This window comes from Prauserella shujinwangii (assembly GCF_003001955.1).
In the GTDB taxonomy this organism is placed as follows: Bacteria; Actinomycetota; Actinomycetes; order Mycobacteriales; family Pseudonocardiaceae; genus Qaidamihabitans; species Qaidamihabitans shujinwangii.
The window spans coordinates 323,569-339,344 of sequence record NZ_PVNH01000006.1 but is presented as its reverse complement, the minus strand read 5'-3'; the positions used below and the strand labels follow the sequence as shown (position 1 = coordinate 339,344).

The following is a 15,776-nucleotide window of genomic DNA, read 5'->3' as shown; positions in this document are numbered from 1 at the left end:
ACACTGGTGGGGTGACCATCGCGGTACCCCCCGACCAGTTCGCCCTGCCGGAGTCCGCGCTGCGCGGGCTCGGCACCCGCCCGTTCGGGGTGTACGTGCACGTGCCGTTCTGCGCCACCCGCTGCGGCTACTGCGACTTCAACACCTACACCGCGGGCGAGCTCGGCTCGGGCGCGTCGCCCGGCTCGTGGCTGGAGGGCCTGCGCCGGGAGCTCGCCCTGGCCGCGGAGGCACTGGGCACGCCGCCGGCCGCCGACACGGTGTTCGTCGGCGGCGGCACCCCGTCCCTGCTGGGCGCCGAGGGCCTGGCGGCGGTGCTCGGCGCCGTGCGCGACGCCTTCGGCCTGGCGCCCGGCGCGGAGGTGACCACCGAGTCGAACCCCGAGTCCACGGCACCGGAGTTCTTCGCGGGCATCCGCGCCGCCGGCTACACGCGCGTGTCGCTGGGCATGCAGTCCGCCGCGCCGCACGTGCTGCGGGTGCTCGACCGCGTGCACACGCCGGGACGGCCGGTGCGGGCGGCCAGGGAGGCCCGGGCGGCCGGCTTCGAGCACGTCAACCTGGACCTCATCTACGGGACGCCGGGGGAGCGCACCGAGGACCTGGAGGCCTCGCTGGCGGCGGTGCTCGACGCCGGGGTCGACCACGTCTCGGCGTACGCGCTGATCGTCGAGGAGGGCACCGCCCTCGCCCGGCGGGTCCGTCGCGGTGAGCTGCCCGCTCCGGACGACGACGCGCTGGCCGCGAGCTACGAACTCGTCGACCGCCGCCTGAACGAGGCCGGGCTGCGCTGGTACGAGGTGTCCAACTGGGCGAGCGGGCCCGCCGCCCGGTGCAGGCACAACCTCGGCTACTGGCAGGGCGGCGACTGGTGGGGTGCGGGGCCGGGCGCGCACGGCCACGTCGGCGGCGTGCGGTGGTGGAACGTCAAACACCCCGCGCGCTACGCCGCCCGCCTTGCCGACGGCGGCCTGCCCGTCGCCGGGCACGAGGTGCTCACCGAAGCCGACCGCCACCTGGAGCGCGTCCTGCTGGAGCTGCGGCTCGCCGAAGGGCTGCCGCTCGGCGTGCTGCACGACGACGGCAGGCGGGCGGCGGCGGAGGCGGCCGCCGACGGGCTGCTCGACCCGGCCGCCCGCGCGGCGGGCCGGGCCGTGCTCACCGACCGGGGCCGTCTGCTCGCCGACGCCGTGGTCCGCCGCCTGGCCCCCTGACCCGCCCGGCAGTGAAGGGCACATTCCCTGCGTTCACCGCGAGGAATGTGCCATTCACTGCTCGGGGCGGGGTGGGTCAGGGCAGGGTGCGGATCGTGAGGCCCGCGCGGACGAGGCGGTCGAGCAGCGCGTCACCCATCGCCTGCGCCGTCGTGACCTGGCCCGCCGTGGCGGGGAGGTCGTCCAGTGCCAGGCACAGGGCGGACTCGGCGAGCATCTTCGCCGTCTCGTCGTAGCCCGGGTCGCCGCCCGCGAACTCCGTCTCGACCCGGGTGCCGCCGCCCTCGCCGGTGAACCGCACCTGGAACCACGACTTCGCCCTGCGCCGTTCGCTGGGCCCCTCGCCGGGCTTGCGGAGCCTGCCGAGCGCGTCGCGGACGGGCGGGATCTGCGCGAGCAGCGCGAGCAGCCCGACGCCCGCACCGGCCGCGAGCACGGTGGGCAGCCGCCGCAGCGCGACGTACTGCCGGTAGCCGAAGTCGGGTCCGTAGCGGTCCAGTGCGGCCGCCGAGCGGGCGACGATCCTCGGGTCCAGCGTCGGCATCGGCAGCAGCCACTGCCCGTCGGCGCGGTGCGGCCGCGCGGTCGTGGTGCGGATGCGCCTGCCCTCGGGCCTCGGCTCCGCCCGGTGGCGCTCCCGCGCCGCACGGGCCGCGTCGCGGGACCGGGACACGATGGTGAGCGCGGAGGAGTACGTGCCGCCGGAGAACTCCGCGCGGACGCGGAGCCTGCTGGTGACGGAGAGCGGCACGCCCTCGGGCAGCTGCCGCACGGTGAAGTAGGTGCCGAGGTCGTAGGGGATCGAGTCGAACCCGCACGCGTGGACCAGCCGGGCGCCGGTGCGCCGGGCCGCCGCGTCGTAGGCGAGGTACATGCGGTCGACGAACTCGGGCTCGCCGGTGAGGTCGAGGTAGTCGGTGCCGTTCTCGGCGCAGGCCGCCACCAGCGGCTCGCCGTGGAGCGTGTAGGGGCCGACGGTGGTGACCACCACGCGGGACGCGGCGGCGACCTGCCGCAGCGACTCCGGGTCGGCGGCGTCGGCCTGCAGCAGCGGGAGCTTCTCGCACGCCGCGTCGATCCGGGCCAGTCGCGCGCGCAGCCGTTCCAGCTTCTGCCTGTTCCGCCCGGCCAGCGCCCAGCGGAGGTCCTTCGGGGCGTGCCGTGCCAGGTACTCGGCCGTCAGCCCACCGGTGAACCCGGTGCCGCCGAACAGGACGAGGTCGTGTTCACGATCGGTTGCCATGCCGCTCCTTCCCGGTCAGATCCAGGGGCTCGTCGGGGTCGAGGTCGACGCCTTCGGACCGCAGCGCGGCCTCGATCGCGCCACCGACGAGCGTGGTCAGGTAGTCGACGATCTCGTCGCGGGTCATGGCCGGGTGCTCCAGCCACCAGTCGCTCGCCGCCTCCACGGCGCCGACGACGCCGTGCGCCCACGGTTCGGTGCCCGCCGACGTGACGCCGAAAACCTTCAGGTACTCGCCGAACATCGACGCGATCGCACCCGCCGCGGCGCCCCGGTCGCCCGCCACCACGTCGGTCGAGCGGGCGCGGCAGACCAGCCGGACCACGTTGGGGTGCTCGTCGACCACGGCGAAGTACGCCCGCAGGCTCTCCCGCACGCGTACCCGCATCGGTGCCGGTTCCCGCAGCGCCGGGCCGAGGTGTTCCCAGACCAGCGCCGACAGCCGCTCGGAGACCGCCGCCACCAGGGCCGCCCGGTCGGCGAAGTGCCGGTACAGCCGGGGCTTGGCCACCCCGGCCTCGCGAGCGATGTCCGCCATCCCCGCGCCGGGGCCGAGCCGGTCGAACGCCCGGAACGCGGCGTCGACGAACTCGGCCCTGCGGGCGAGGCGATGCGCCCGCCAGCGTTCCGCCCGGCCGTCGTGGTGACGGTTGACACTCTCGGTCACGGGTCGGATAGTACTCGAAGTAACGGATACCGGTGGTAACCCATATGAGGCGGTGCGGGATGACGGACACGGGCGTGGTGATCATCGGCTCCGGTTTCTCCGGGCTGGGCATGGCCATCCGGCTGCGCCAGGAGGGTCGCGACGACTTCGTCATCCTGGAGAAGGCCGACGACCTCGGCGGCACGTGGCGGGACAACACCTACCCGGGCTGCGCCTGCGACATCCGCTCGCACATGTACTCCTTCTCCTTCGCGCAGAACCCCGACTGGTCGCGGTCGTTCTCCGGGCAGCCGGAGATCTGGGCGTACCTGCGGCGGGTCGCCGACACCTACGACCTGCGCCGGAGCATCCGGTTCGGCGTCGAGGCCACCGGGGCACGCTGGGACGAGGCCGCGCAGCGCTGGCATGTCGAGACCGCCTCGGGAGCGGAGTTCAGCGGCCGGTTCCTGGTCGACGGCAGCGGCGCGCTGCACATCCCGAACATCCCGAAGCTGCCCGGCGCCGAGAACTTCGCCGGTACCGCCTTCCACTCCGCGCGCTGGGACCACGACTACCCGCTGGAGGGCAAGCGCGTCGCCGTGGTGGGCACCGGGGCCAGCGCGGTGCAGTTCGTGCCGGAGATCGCGCCGCGCGTCGCCCGGCTGGACGTCTACCAGCGCACCCCACCCTGGGTGCTGCCGCGGCCGGGTGGCGAGATCCCGGAGTGGGCGAAGCGGCTGTTCCGCCGGGCACCGCTGGCCCGCAACGCCTACCGCGCCGCGCTGTACTGGCTGAACGAGTCGTTCGCGCTCGGTTTCAACGGGCACCCCGAGCTGCTGCGGGCCGGTGAGTGGCTGGGCAGGCGGCACATCGAGCGCAGCATCGCCGACCCGGAGCTGCGCCGGAAGGTCACGCCGGACTACCGGCTCGGCTGCAAGCGGGTGCTCGGGTCCAACACCTACTATCCGGCGCTCACTCGCGACAACGTGCACCTGTATACCGACGGCATCCGGGAGGTCACCGCGCACGGCATCGTCGGCGGTGACGGGGTCGAGCGCGCCGCCGACGCGATCGTCTACGGCACCGGCTTCCACGTCACCGACGCGTTCGAGTCGCTGCGCGTGCGGGGCCGGAACGGCCGGGACCTCGCCGAGCAGTGGCGTGCCGAGGGCATCCAGACGCACCTCGGCGTGACCGTGTCCGGCTTCCCCAACCTGTTCCTGCTGCTCGGCCCCAACACCGGGCTGGGACACAACTCGGTGGTGTTCATGATCGAGTCGCAGATCCGGTACGCCGCCGAGGCCATGCGCCTGGCCGGGGAGCGGGGCGCGACCGCGGTGGAGGTGAAGGAGCCGGTGCAGCGGCGATTCAACGCCGAGATCCAGCGCAGGCTCGCGCGCGGCGTGTGGAGCACCGGCGGCTGCACGAGCTGGTACCTCGACTCCCACGGCGTGAACCGGACGATCTGGCCGGGGTTCACCTGGCGTTACTGGCTGCGGACACGGCATGTGGATCCCGGCGAGTACGAGTTCACGACGGCGCCCCGGCGGGCGGCGGTGGCCTGATGCGGGACTTCGCCGCGAGGGATACCGCCACGAGACGGGGTGCGGTGACGTCACGGCGCGGGTGCTCGCGCCCGCCCGGCGCACTGGCCCCGGGCGCGCCGCCGCGAGTTCGTTCGCCCGTCCGGCCGGGCTGACGGTAGGTGTGCCGCCGCGGCGGTGCTGGCCGCGTGGTGTGCGCCGTTGCGCAACGGTCTGCGGTGAGGGTCCATCCTCGTCGGCGGGACGAACTCGGGCAGTCCGTCGGCGGGGTTGATCCGGACCTGCCAGTCGGTGTGGTGGATGACGCGGTGATGCCGGGCGCACAGCAGCACCAGCAGGTCGATGTCGGTGGTCCCTCCGTGTTGCCACGCCACCACGTGGTGCGCCACGGTCCACTTCGGTCCCCGGTCGCATCCGGGCAAGGCGCAGCCGCGGTCGCGCAGCGCCAGTGCCCGGCGCTGGGCGGTGGTGGCCAGGCGGGCGCCGCGGCCGAGGTGGAGCGGCTCCCCGTGCCTGCCGAGGATGGCGGGCACGATGCGGGCTTCGCAGGCGAGTCTGCGGAGCTGGTCGAGGCTGGTGTGGCCGGGGACGTCGAGCACGGCGCGGTTGGCTCGGTTCTCGAGCTCGGTCACCGTGATGGTGGCGGTGAGTACGGCGCGTTCACCGCCCTGGACGGTGAGGTCGTCGGCGCGGGCGGCGCACTCGATGATCTCCGCGAGCGCGTCTCCGTGTCGCTGTTCCGCGGTCCGGTCGTCCGGCGCGCCGTTCTCGCCTGCGGGGCGCGGTTTGGCGAGAGGACCGAACAGGCCCTCCAGGGTCGCGCCGGTTTCGGCGTCGAGGGTGCCGGAGAACTCCAGGTCGCCGTTGCGACGGTGGCGGTAGCGGAACGTCCGGGCGGGTGTGGCGAGGTCGCGCTCGCCGGGCGGCTGCCCGTCGGCTTGCCAGTAGGCGAGCAGGTGGCGCCCGGCGCGGCGCACCTCGTCCGGGGAGGCCTGCGTGGCCAGATCCAGCAGGGTGCGCAGCGAGGCCGCCCGCGCCGCGTCCGGCAGCGCCGCGGGGCAGCGGTCGACGATCTCGCCGAGCGCCCGCACGTGCTCCGGCCCGATCGCCCCGGCCGCCAGCGCCACCTCCGCGTCGGCCAGCGGGGCGGGCCGCGTCTCCCCGGACAGGCCGGAACGCGGCTGGGTGTGTGCCGCGTCGGCCAGGCGTGCGCGAGCCTCCCGGGCGGACAGGTGCAGTTCCTCGCGCAGGAGTCCGGCCATGCCGTGATAGCCCAGCGCGCGGCCCAGACCACGCCGCTCACCCTCCGCGAGCAGCCGCAGGATGTGCGCGTGCGCGCGGCGCAGCACCCGCTCCTGCTCGACCAGCGCGGTGGCCAGCTGGTGGTCGCTGAGCCGCCATGGCTCAGCCGGTGCGGGGAGACTGGTGGACTCGAACACGCTCCCAGGCTAGCACGATACTCGAACATATGTTCGACACGATCAGGTGAAGTGCCCCGCCGCACGCCACCACTGGAGCAGCAAGGTCCCGGCCTCGGCCGAACGTGACGGCGTGCCGGCTGCGAGAACGGTCCCGTGCTCCTCGAACACGCCCTGCTGCACGTGAAGCCCGGTCGCGCCGCCGAGTTCGAATCGGCGTTCGCCGAGGCTCGGCCCCTCATCGCGGGCATGCCGGGGTTCCGGCGGCTGACGCTGTCCCGCTGCGCACGGTCCGGCACGTCCAGTACGTCCATCCGGACTAGCCGGGCGCGGCACTCGCGGTTCTGAGTGCGGCACTCGCGGGCCGGAGCGGGGGGCTCGCGCGGCCGGGCGGGGGACTCGCGGGATTGGGAAGCCGCCGTCCGGGGTACCTCCGCGGCCATGGACGACAAGCGTGATCTCGAGCCCGAGGCCGACGTGGAGGAGCAGCGGCACCCGGTGCGCGAGGGCGGGGATGACCCCACGGAGACGCCGATGCCGTTCGAGGCCAACCCGGCCGACGCCGCCGAGCAACAGGCCGCCGTCCCGATCGACGACGAGGACGAGCAGCGGCCGATGGCGTGAACGCGATCTCGAGGTGTGAGTTCTCCACGCCCGGGGTATACGCGCGCCAGTGACGGCGCCCGGCGCCCACGACATGCGTTTTTTCGACACGGAGGTGATCAGGATGGCGGACACGTCCCGGCTGCCGGCTCCGGTGGCGGAGGTCTGGGAGTGGCAACGACACGGCAACTGCCGGAATCTCGACAGCTCCGTGTTCTTCCATCCCGACGGAGAGCGCGGATTCGCGCGGGCCGACCGGGTGGCCCGCGCGAAACGTATCTGCCAGAGCTGCCCGGTCATCGTGGAGTGCAGGCATCACGCGCTGACGGTGCAGGAGCCGTTCGGCGTCTGGGGTGGACTGGACGAGACCGAGCGGCGGGACGCGATCGCGCGCCGCCGCAAGCTCGAGAAGCTCGAGGCCGCGGCCAGCTGAGGCAGGCCGAGCGAGCGGCCCGAACGGGGGCCGAACAAGGGGGAATCAGTGCGATTCGGGTACACGCTCCTGTGTGAGCAGACCGGCCCACGGGATCTGGTCCGGTACGCGGCCGCCGCCGAGCGGGCGGGCTTCGACTTCGAGGTGATGAGCGACCACCACTCGCCGTGGCTGGACGAACAGGACCACTCGCCCTACGCGTGGAGCGTTCTCGGCGCGGTCGGCGAGGTCACCGAGCGGGTCGACCTGATGACCTTCGTGACCTGCCCGACGATGCGGTACCACCCCGCCGTCGTCGCGCAGAAGGCCGCCACCATGCAGATCCTGTCCGGCGGCCGGTTCACGCTCGGGCTCGGGGCAGGGGAGAACCTCAACGAGCACGTCGTCGGCCAGGGCTGGCCGCCGGTGAACGTCCGCCACGAGATGCTCGGGGAAGCGGTGCAGATCATCGCGGAGCTGTTCGACGGCGGCTACACCAACTTCGCGGGCAGCCACTTCCGCGTCGACTCGGCGAAACTGTGGGACCTGCCGGAGCGCCGGACCCCGATCGGCGTGGCGGTCTCCGGCCCGCAGGGGGTGCGCCGGTTCGCGCCGGTCGCCGACGCGATGATCGCCGTCGAGCCGAAGGCCGAGCTGTGCCGGGCCTGGGACGCCGAGCGGAGCGGGATCGGTGAGGAGCCCTCGCGCAAGCTCGCGCAGCTGCCGGTCAGCTGGGACAGCGACCGGTCGGCGGCGGTCCGCAGGGCCCGCGAGCAGTTCCGCTGGTTCGGTCTCGGCTGGAAGGCCAACGCCGAGCTGCCCGGCACGGCCGCCTTCGCCGCGGCCACCCAGTTCGTCACGGAGGACGACGTGGCGAACGGGATCCCGTGCGGCGACGACGTCGAGGCCGTGGTGAAGGCCGCCCAGCCGTTCTGGGAGGCCGGGTTCACCGATCTGGCGCTCGTCCAGGTCGGCGGCGAGCACCAGGACGGCTTCCTCGACGCCGCGACGTCGCGGCTGCTGCCCGCGCTGCGCGAGGCCGCCCCCGGGTGAGCCCGGTCAGGAGCGCACGCGCAGTCCGGCCAGCACCTCGTAGGGCGGCACCCAGCCACGGTCGACGAGAAGCTCGAACAGGGCGGTGAGCGCTTCCTTCGCCGCCTCCTCGCCCTCGGCGTCCACGAGCTTGCGGGCGAGCTCGATCACCCCCTCGTCGGGCCCGGTGTCCTCGTGGGCATCGGGCCCGACGAACGGCACGGAGTTGCTGGCGGCGGCCCGCCGCAGCAGCGGTTCGATCTGCGCCGGTTCCACGCGGGCGGCCAGCCGCACCAGCACCTGCGCGATCCGGTGCAGCTTGATGTTGTGCTGCTGGGACAGCCGGACGAGGATCCGGAAGGCCTGCTGGGGGGAGCACCGGTGCGACACGACCAGCACGCCCATCGCCTGCTCGATGGTGGCGCGCGTGCGGAGCGCGCGGCGCAACCCGTTCAGCTCCTCCTGGAGCGAGTCGACCTGCGCGCTCAACTCGGCGTGTCCGCCCGAGCCTTCGGATGCTGCGCTACCCGTGGTGTATCCCACCGCGTCGGACCGTCCCCGCTCAGTGCGCCCGGAGGCGGCACGGGTGGGACGGCGTGGGCTGTCGGGTCATGGTGGCTCCCCTCGGTCGGCAGGCGCGAGATCGCGCGGACGCGAGGACACTCCGGCAGCGGCGACCGGCCGGGAGATAGCGGCGGCGCAGCACGCAGCGTCTCGCTTCGCGCGAGCGCCAGGCCCAGCCGGGGTTCCGGCGGTTACCTGGCGCGCTGCGGCTGGTTGCTCAACCGCTCGTGGACCACTTTAAAGATCGCCCGCACACTACCGGAAAGCGGGCTCCGCTGTGCGCCGGGCCGGGCGGCTCACCAGCGGGCAGGCCCGCGAATCCGGCGGGCTCAGAACTCGTCCTCCCCGGCGATGAGCGTCCGCAGCTTGCTCAGCGCCCGGTGCTGCGAGGTGCGCACGTTGCCCGCCGAGATGCCCAGCGCCTCGCCGACCTCCGCGGCGGACAGCCCGGCCACCACGCGCAGGATCACGATGTCCCGCTGGGCCGGGGGAAGCTGCTCGAGCAGACCGCCGAGGCGGTGGCCGAGGTCGACATTGAGGGCGCGGCGTTCCGGTTCGTTACCGTCCGTGCTCGATTCGGGGACCTCCGCGGTGGGGTCGGTGCGCTCGCGGGAGGCCAGCCGGAACGCGTCGGCGACCTTGTTCGCGGCGATCGCGTGCACCAGGTAGAGGAACGAGCCGCCGCGGTCCTGGTACACCGGCAGCGAGCGGAGCACGGCGACGCACGTCTCCTGCGCGACGTCGTCGGCAGAGAGATAGCCGAGCGTGCGCCTGCCGAGCCGGGCGCGGCAGTAGCGCACGACGACCGGGCTGATCAGGGCCACGAGGTCGCGTACGGCGGTGCGGTCGCCGGTCGCGGCGGCGCGCACGACGGGGTCCAGCGCGCTCTTCGTCAGCCGATCGGGGGAGTTGGCGCTGGTGTCAGCGTCCGCGCGTCGACCGGACGGCGGCGCGGGCGGGGTGACAGGGGTGGCAACACTGTGCATAGCCGGCTCCCAGACCATGTCGCTTCGTGTGTGCCGCCGTCAGGGTCCAGGACGGCGCCGGGTGGACTCCGGGTCGCGAGCCGGCGGGTGCGGGGGAGCCAATCGGCGCGGCGACCACTGTGTGTGATCCTAGGTGCCCCCGGCCGGGTAATCCAGATATCAACAAAAGTTGCCCCGGATGCACGAACGGTCACCACACGATCGCGGTGACCGCCGCGGCGGCCGTGGCGGTCACCAGTACGGCCGATGCGGCCACCGCCGCCGGTCGCGGTGGCGGTGGCCGGTCCTCGTGCCGCAGGAGCCGCTCCCGTCTGCCGCCGACGAGCGCGAGCGCGACGGCGCTCACACCGGCGAGGGCCGCGGGCACGGTCAGCGCTCCCCATCCCGAGCGGGCCGCCGAGTGCAGCAGGATGAGTGCGGCCGCCGCCGCGGCCAGGGCGGTCCGCTGCCACGCCAGTCCCGTGCGCTCCGGCTGCAGGCCCTCGATCATCCGGTCACGACCAGGACGCCGGCGAGCACCGTGATCAGCAGGACGCCGCCCGCGAGGACGGCGAGCGGCCAGCTGCGGGGCAGCGGCTGGTTCCGGCGCAGCGCCTGCTGCACGCGGTGCCACCGGGGATAGCTCGCCGCCGCCAGCAGGGCGCCGAGGCCGATGGTCAGCGTGGCGAGCAGGGTGCGCGGGCCCGCGGCGGCCAGGCCGGGCACCAGCTGGTGCACCGCGACACCACCGGCCACGAGGCCGAGCGAGGTGCGGATCCACGCCAGGAACGTGCGTTCGTTGGCCAGCGTGAACCGGTAGTCCGGCTCCGACTCCTCCGGCTGGGCGCGCTCCGCGGCGTCGTCGTCTCGTCCCGTCACACGGTCATCTTCGCGGTACGCCGCGGGCCGTGCGGGAACACCCAGTACCGGAGCACGAGGAACCGGGCGATCCCGCCCACGGCGCTCGTCACGCCGAGCGCGACCGTCTCGAGCAGTGCCGACGGCGAGTCGGCGAGGCCGTGCAGCATGAGCAGCACGAGCGAGCCGGAGCCGGCGTAGAAGGCGAAGGCGACCATGGCCTGCACGGACTCGCGGGCCGGCCGGGTGGAGGCGCCCGCGAACGTCACCAGCCGGTGGAACTCGGTGTTGGCCACGGTGGTCACGGCGATGGCGAGCAGGTTCGCGACGAGGGAACCCAGGGGTTCGCGCAGCGCGAGGAACAGCAGCGCCTGCAACAGGGTGGTGACGGCTCCGGCCGCCACGTACCACACGGCGTGCCTGCCCAGGCCGGCGCTCCGCCCGGACGGCACCGGACGCCGCACCGTGCCGGGTATCGCGTACGCCGGGAACGACATCGCCATACCCAGCACAGTAGTGGCGTTTCAGAAATGTGTGAAGTTAGGAAACCGTATAAACGGTGTGACGCCGCCGACCGTCACCCTTCGGTGGTGACAGCCGCCACGGCTTCCTCCTGGCTGGCGCAGACGGGCATGAGCGCGTCCAGGCCGGTGGCCTCCAGCGGCCGCAGGACCACGCGCCGCGTGGCCACGACGGCCCAGCGGATGCCGGTCCCCGAACCGTTCTCGGCCTTCTCGGCCAGTTCGGCCAGCACCGAGAGCCCCGCGGAGCCGAGGAACCCGACCCCGTCGAGATCGAGCACCAGTGCGTGGTCCCGGGTGGCCTTCTCCACGAACGTCCGGAGCTCGGGAGCGGAGAGCAGGTCGATTTCGCCGGAGATCCGGGCCAGCAGCAGGCCGTCGCGCGATTCGGCGTCGATGTGCATGCCGTGGGACGCCGTGCCTGCCTGGGCGGGCACGGCCGCCGGCTGGGTGGTGGACATGGTCGAGTCGGTGCTGTGCACGATTGAGTTCCCTCCATGGGTGGACGGGAGAAGGCGAGCTGCGGGGAGAGGTGCCACGGACGCGTATGGCGGACGCGCGGTGGGGACTCGCCCGGCACGGCTGTCTGCTCAACCGCTTCTCCAACCGTAGGGATGCGATCACAGTCTTGGCAAGGTTGCCCGCTGTGGCTTGACACGGATTTCGCACGGGAGCTAAAGGCGTTTGCCCCCGATCGGGTGCGGGTACAGCCGGAGCACCGCATCGTGAGGAGGAGGGCCGATGACCGAGGGCAAGGACCCCGCGACCCCGCCCCAGGACACCGGGGTCCCCGACGGCGCGGAGAGCGATCCGGCGGCGCTGAACAGCGCCGAGGACCTCGACGAGGACCGCCTCGACGTCGATCCGCTCGAGGAGGGCGTCGAACCGCCCGAGCACTGGTCCGAGGCCGACGCGCACGGCACGACGCCCTTCGAGCAGCAGCAGGGGGAGAGCCTCGACGAGCGGCTCCGCGAGGAGCGCCCGGACGTCTCCGAGCCCGCGGTGCCGGACCGCCCGATCGCGGCCACTCCCGCCCCCGAGCTCGACGAGTCGATCGACTACGTCCGGGAGGACGTCGAGCCGGTGCCGCCGGACGACGAGCTGGCCGAGCCCGGCTCCCGCCGCACCGAACGCAGCCAGAACGCCGACCTGGCAGGCGGGTCGGTGGCCGACGGCATCCGGACTCCGAGGAGCGACGAGGAATGAACGCCGGGGAACTCGGTGTGCGCAGCGTGCGCAGCCTCACCGACCGAATGCTGACCGTCACCCGGCACAACGACCTCGGCGTGCTCGCGGGGCTGCTGGGCGGGCTCGTCGGCAGGCGCGCGCCGCAGCGGCACCTGTTCGAGCCGGTCCTGTTCGAGCTCGTCGCGATCATCGTGCACGCGCTGCGGCGGCGGGCGGACCCGGCCGCGACCGGGAGCCAGGACGCGATGTACGCCGTCGACGTGCTCGACGAAGCCGACGCGGCGGTGGCCATCGACGAGGTCCAGCCCGCGCTGCGGGCGGTGCTGCGCGCGGTCCTCGCGGCGCTCAACGACGACCTCGCCGACGCCCGCTTCCAGGTGGGCCTCGTCACCGCGGACCCCGACCCACTGGCCAGGCTGGACGCGGTCTTCCACGCCCTGCTGTGGGCCGACGGGCTGGCCGGCGAACGGACCTGATCCGGCCATGGTCCGGTACGAAGGCGCCGAGCGGTACCTGCCTGACACCGGGTCCGCCGCCGGGGTGCGGGACCTGCGGGAGGCCGCCCGTGGCTGCCGTGGTTGCGACCTCTACCAGGACGCGACGCAGACGGTGTTCGGCGCCGGACCCGAGGACGCCAGGCTGGTCATGGTCGGGGAGGTCCCCGGCGACCGGGAGGACCGCACGGGCGAGCCGTTCGTGGGACCCGCGGGCGGGCTGCTCGACCGGGCCATGGAGGAGGCGGGCATCGACCGGGGCACGGTCTACGTCACCAACGCCGTGAAGCACTTCCGGTTCACCCCGGCCGAGCGGGGCACGCGGCGCATCCACAGGAAACCGTCGCGGTCGCAGATCGTGGCGTGCCGCCCGTGGCTGGTGGCGGAGCTGTCCTCGGTGGACCCCGAGGTGGTCGTGTGCCTCGGCGCCACCGCCGCGCAGGCCCTGCTGGGGCCCTCCTTCCGGGTGAGCACCCAGCGGGGTGAACTTCTCGACGCGCTGGGCGGGGAACTGCCCCGCCCGCCCCGGGTGCTCGCCACCGCGCACCCCTCGGCGGTGCTCCGCGCCCCGGACGACGAGCGCGAGCGAGCCTACGGACTGCTGGTGGCCGACCTGCGCGAGGTCGCCGGTGCGCTCTGATTCCGAACTCCGACGGCGGGTCCGCGCGCCGCTGATCTGCGCCGAAGCCGGGAACCCGTGGTGGGGGGAGCGCGCGCGGCAGGACACGCCTACGGTGGGCCCTGCAGTGCCTTTGAAAGCAGCCCAGGAAAGCAACGAAGGGAAACCGACATGCTCGCCATGACCGACGCTGCCGCCGAGGCGATCAGCGCGCTGACCGCGCAGGACGGCCAGGAGGCCGCGGGCCTGCGGTTCGCAGTCCAGGAGGAGACGGACCAGGGTGCCCAGCTCGCCCTCTCCGTCGCACCCGCACCCGAGGAAGGCGACCAGGTGCTCGGCACCGAGAGCGGAGCCAGGGTGTTCCTGGAGCCGCAGGCCGCCTCCTTCCTCGACGACAAGGTCCTCGACGTCCAGCAGGACGACCAGGGCCAGCTGAGCTTCGCGGTGATGCAGCAGCCGGAGAGCTGAGCCCGTTTGGGTGCGGGTCATCGGTGGTATGCCGCCGCGAGGAGGTGACCACCGATGACCGTGCCCATCGCGGCCGACACCGGCGGCGTGACGGTCCGGGGCGAGCTGACCGTTCCCGCGGACGCGACGGGCACGATCGTCCTCGCCCACGACTCCGCCGTCTGCAGGCACAGCCCCCGGATCGACGCGGTGGTCCGCACCCTGCAGGACAACCGGCTGGCGACGATCGTCGCCGATCTGCTCGACCCTCGTGAGGAGGGCAGGGACGACGTCCACGGTGACGTCGACCTGCTCGCCACGCGCCTGCTGGGCGTGCTCGACGAGGTGCGTGGCCGGATGGTTCCCGGCGACTTCCCGCTGGCGCTGTTCGGTTCGGGCGCGGCCGCCGCGGCCGCGCTGGTCTCGGCCGCTGACCATCCACAGTGGATAGACGCCGTCGTCGTCAGGGACGGCAGGCCCGGCCTGGCCGGGCCCTGGCTGGACCGCGTCACGGCTCCCGTCCTGTTCCTCGTGGGGGAGGGCGACAAGCCGGGTCTGCGGGAGAGCCAGCGCGCGGGCGCCCTGCTGGGCGGTCCGCACGAGCTGCGGATCGTCCCCGGCGCCACGCACCTGTTCGAGCAGCGCGAGGCGCTGGAGGGCGTCGCGGTGCTCGCGTCCTTCTGGCTGCGGGCCCACCTGCCGGGCACGGGGAGTGTGGCGGACGGGTGGGCGCCTGCCGTTGAGGACCGACGTGCCAGCGACGACAAGGAGCGCCGATGAGGGCCGTGACCTGGCAGGGCAAGCGTGACGTGCGAGTGGACACCGTGGCCGATCCGCGGATCCAGGAACCGACGGACGCGGTCATCAAGGTGACCTCGACCGCGATCTGCGGCTCCGACCTGCACCTGTACGAGGTGCTCGGGGCCTTCATGGAACCGGGGGACATCCTCGGGCACGAGCCGATGGGCATCGTGGAGGAGGTCGGCAGCGAGGTCACCGGCCTCGCCCCCGGGGACCGGGTCGTGGTGCCGTTCAACATCGCGTGCGGCCACTGCTTCTTCTGCGACCAGAAGCTCTACACGCAGTGCGAGACGACCCAGGTGCGCGAGCACGACAAGGGTGCGGCGCTGTTCGGCTACACGAAGCTGTACGGCCAGGTGCCCGGCGGGCAGGCCGAGTACCTGCGCGTGCCGCAGGCGCATTTCGGCCCGGTCAAGGTGCCCGCCGAGGGGCCCGACGAGCGGTTCCTCTACCTCTCCGACGTGGTGCCGACCGCGTGGCAGGCCGTCGAGTACGCCGCCGTCCCCGAAGGGGGCAGCGTCGCCGTGTTCGGGCTCGGCCCCATCGGGCAGATGGCGAGCCGGATCGCGCGCCACCGCGGCGCGGGCCGGGTGATCGGCGTCGACCTGGTGGACGAGCGGCTGCGCATGGCCGAGCGGCACGGTGTCGAGACCGTCGACGCCCGGCAGCACAAGCACATCGCCGCCGAGATCAGGGAGCGCACCGGCGGTCGCGGGCCCGACGCGGTGATCGACGCGGTCGGCATGGAGGCGCACGGGGCCCCGTTCGGCCACCTCGCCCAGCAGCTCGCGAGCATGCTGCCGGGCCCGCTGGCGGAGCGGCTGACCGAGAAGGCGGGCGTCGACCGGCTCAGCGTGCTGCACGCCGCGATCGACACCGTCCGCCGCGGCGGCACGATCTCACTGTCCGGCGTGTACGGCGGGATGGTGGACCCGATGCCGATGATGGACCTGTTCGACAAGCAGATCCAGCTCCGGATGGGCCAGGCCAACGTGCGCGCGTGGACCGACGACATCATGCCGCTGCTGGCCGGTGACGGCGACCCGCTCGGGGTCGAGGACCTCGCCACCCACCAGCTGCCGCTGGACGAGGCGCCCCGGGCCTACGACCTCTTCCAGAAGAAGCAGGACGGCGCCATCAAGGTCGTCCTCAAACCATAACGTGCCTGGTCACCCCTCGTGAGTGCGAAACGTTGTTCTTACCACGT

21 protein-coding genes are annotated in these 15,776 nt (G+C 73.3%); 12 read left to right on the top strand and 9 right to left on the bottom strand.

All coding sequences use genetic code 11. The annotated features are described in order from the left end of the window. Window positions 1-11 precede the first annotated feature (11 nt). On the top strand, window positions 12-1,214 hold the full coding sequence (gene hemW, locus B0I33_RS16935; protein WP_106179741.1) for a radical SAM family heme chaperone HemW: 1,203 nt from the start codon (window positions 12-14) through the stop codon (window positions 1,212-1,214). A gap of 76 nt (window positions 1,215-1,290) precedes the next feature. Here hemW and B0I33_RS16930 read toward each other — a convergent pair whose 3' ends face one another. Beyond that, entirely contained in the window at window positions 1,291-2,457 is a 1,167-nt protein-coding gene (locus tag B0I33_RS16930) for a saccharopine dehydrogenase family protein (protein ID WP_106179740.1), read from the bottom strand. Beyond that, window positions 2,441-3,124, bottom strand: a complete 684-nt coding sequence (locus B0I33_RS30715) for a TetR/AcrR family transcriptional regulator (RefSeq protein ID WP_181193331.1) — start codon at window positions 3,122-3,124, stop codon at window positions 2,441-2,443. Before B0I33_RS30715 ends, B0I33_RS16930 begins: the two co-directional genes overlap by 17 nt. A 59-nt stretch (window positions 3,125-3,183) precedes the next feature. Here B0I33_RS30715 and B0I33_RS16920 point away from each other — a divergent pair, with 59 nt between their 5' ends. Further along, window positions 3,184-4,668 (top strand): flavin-containing monooxygenase, encoded by a 1,485-nt coding sequence (locus B0I33_RS16920; protein ID WP_106179738.1) that lies wholly within the window; start codon window positions 3,184-3,186, stop codon window positions 4,666-4,668. Window positions 4,669-4,718: 50 nt separating this feature from the next. Here B0I33_RS16920 and B0I33_RS16915 read toward each other — a convergent pair whose 3' ends face one another. Then, complete coding sequence (locus B0I33_RS16915; protein WP_106179737.1) at window positions 4,719-6,086, bottom strand: HNH endonuclease signature motif containing protein; 1,368 nt, start codon at window positions 6,084-6,086, stop codon at window positions 4,719-4,721. A gap of 135 nt (window positions 6,087-6,221) precedes the next feature. Between B0I33_RS16915 and B0I33_RS16910 the strand changes: the two genes are divergently transcribed. The 4 genes from B0I33_RS16910 (at window position 6,222) to B0I33_RS16895 (ending at window position 8,133) form a co-directional block, all read left to right on the top strand. After that, window positions 6,222-6,413: an antibiotic biosynthesis monooxygenase family protein gene (locus B0I33_RS16910; protein ID WP_106179736.1), complete on the top strand. Its 192-nt coding sequence runs from the start codon at window positions 6,222-6,224 to the stop codon at window positions 6,411-6,413. A 93-nt stretch (window positions 6,414-6,506) separates the two neighbouring features. Beyond that, a complete protein-coding gene (locus B0I33_RS16905) occupies window positions 6,507-6,689 on the top strand; it encodes a hypothetical protein (RefSeq protein ID WP_106179735.1) in 183 nt (60 codons plus the stop codon). Between the two features lie 103 nt (window positions 6,690-6,792). Then, the gene (locus B0I33_RS16900; RefSeq protein WP_106179844.1) at window positions 6,793-7,101 is read left to right on the top strand and encodes a WhiB family transcriptional regulator; all 309 of its coding nucleotides are present in this window, start codon (window positions 6,793-6,795) and stop codon (window positions 7,099-7,101) included. Between the two features lie 48 nt (window positions 7,102-7,149). After that, window positions 7,150-8,133 (top strand): TIGR03557 family F420-dependent LLM class oxidoreductase, encoded by a 984-nt coding sequence (locus B0I33_RS16895; RefSeq protein ID WP_106179734.1) that lies wholly within the window; start codon window positions 7,150-7,152, stop codon window positions 8,131-8,133. A 6-nt stretch (window positions 8,134-8,139) separates the two neighbouring features. On the opposite strand, the gene B0I33_RS16890 is transcribed toward B0I33_RS16895, so the two are convergent. From B0I33_RS16890 to B0I33_RS16865, 6 genes are all read right to left on the bottom strand, one after another. Next, a complete protein-coding gene (locus B0I33_RS16890) occupies window positions 8,140-8,601 on the bottom strand; it encodes an ANTAR domain-containing protein (protein WP_106179733.1) in 462 nt (153 codons plus the stop codon). 404 nt (window positions 8,602-9,005) lie between these two features. Then, window positions 9,006-9,662 carry an RNA polymerase sigma factor ShbA gene (shbA, locus tag B0I33_RS16885; RefSeq protein WP_106179732.1) on the bottom strand — a complete coding sequence of 219 codons (657 nt, stop codon included), beginning with the start codon at window positions 9,660-9,662 and terminating at the stop codon, window positions 9,006-9,008. Window positions 9,663-9,852: 190 nt separating this feature from the next. Then, complete coding sequence (locus B0I33_RS16880) at window positions 9,853-10,152, bottom strand: DUF202 domain-containing protein (protein WP_106179731.1); 300 nt, start codon at window positions 10,150-10,152, stop codon at window positions 9,853-9,855. Then, on the bottom strand, window positions 10,149-10,520 hold the full coding sequence (locus B0I33_RS16875) for a YidH family protein (RefSeq protein WP_106179730.1): 372 nt from the start codon (window positions 10,518-10,520) through the stop codon (window positions 10,149-10,151). The genes B0I33_RS16880 and B0I33_RS16875 overlap by 4 nt, the downstream gene beginning before the upstream one ends. Continuing rightward, a complete protein-coding gene (locus B0I33_RS16870; RefSeq protein WP_245900752.1) occupies window positions 10,517-11,002 on the bottom strand; it encodes a GtrA family protein in 486 nt (161 codons plus the stop codon). The genes B0I33_RS16875 and B0I33_RS16870 overlap by 4 nt, the downstream gene beginning before the upstream one ends. Before the next feature lie 74 nt (window positions 11,003-11,076). Next, window positions 11,077-11,502, bottom strand: coding sequence for an STAS domain-containing protein (locus B0I33_RS16865; protein ID WP_342750069.1), 426 nt, complete (start codon window positions 11,500-11,502; stop codon window positions 11,077-11,079). A gap of 259 nt (window positions 11,503-11,761) precedes the next feature. Between B0I33_RS16865 and B0I33_RS16860 the strand changes: the two genes are divergently transcribed. The 6 genes from B0I33_RS16860 (at window position 11,762) to B0I33_RS16835 (ending at window position 15,729) form a co-directional block, all read left to right on the top strand. Then, window positions 11,762-12,226 carry a hypothetical protein gene (locus B0I33_RS16860; RefSeq protein ID WP_106179729.1) on the top strand — a complete coding sequence of 155 codons (465 nt, stop codon included), beginning with the start codon at window positions 11,762-11,764 and terminating at the stop codon, window positions 12,224-12,226. Next, window positions 12,223-12,684: a hypothetical protein gene (locus B0I33_RS16855; protein WP_106179728.1), complete on the top strand. Its 462-nt coding sequence runs from the start codon at window positions 12,223-12,225 to the stop codon at window positions 12,682-12,684. Before B0I33_RS16860 ends, B0I33_RS16855 begins: the two co-directional genes overlap by 4 nt. Before the next feature lie 7 nt (window positions 12,685-12,691). After that, window positions 12,692-13,342 (top strand): UdgX family uracil-DNA binding protein, encoded by a 651-nt coding sequence (locus B0I33_RS16850; RefSeq protein WP_106179727.1) that lies wholly within the window; start codon window positions 12,692-12,694, stop codon window positions 13,340-13,342. 150 nt (window positions 13,343-13,492) lie between these two features. Next, window positions 13,493-13,789, top strand: a complete 297-nt coding sequence (locus B0I33_RS16845; protein WP_106179726.1) for a HesB/IscA family protein — start codon at window positions 13,493-13,495, stop codon at window positions 13,787-13,789. Between the two features lie 54 nt (window positions 13,790-13,843). Further along, the gene (locus B0I33_RS16840; RefSeq protein ID WP_181193330.1) at window positions 13,844-14,548 is read left to right on the top strand and encodes a dienelactone hydrolase family protein; all 705 of its coding nucleotides are present in this window, start codon (window positions 13,844-13,846) and stop codon (window positions 14,546-14,548) included. Beyond that, window positions 14,545-15,729 carry a zinc-dependent alcohol dehydrogenase gene (locus tag B0I33_RS16835; protein ID WP_106179725.1) on the top strand — a complete coding sequence of 395 codons (1,185 nt, stop codon included), beginning with the start codon at window positions 14,545-14,547 and terminating at the stop codon, window positions 15,727-15,729. The genes B0I33_RS16840 and B0I33_RS16835 overlap by 4 nt, the downstream gene beginning before the upstream one ends. The last annotated feature ends 47 nt before the right edge of the window (window positions 15,730-15,776 follow it).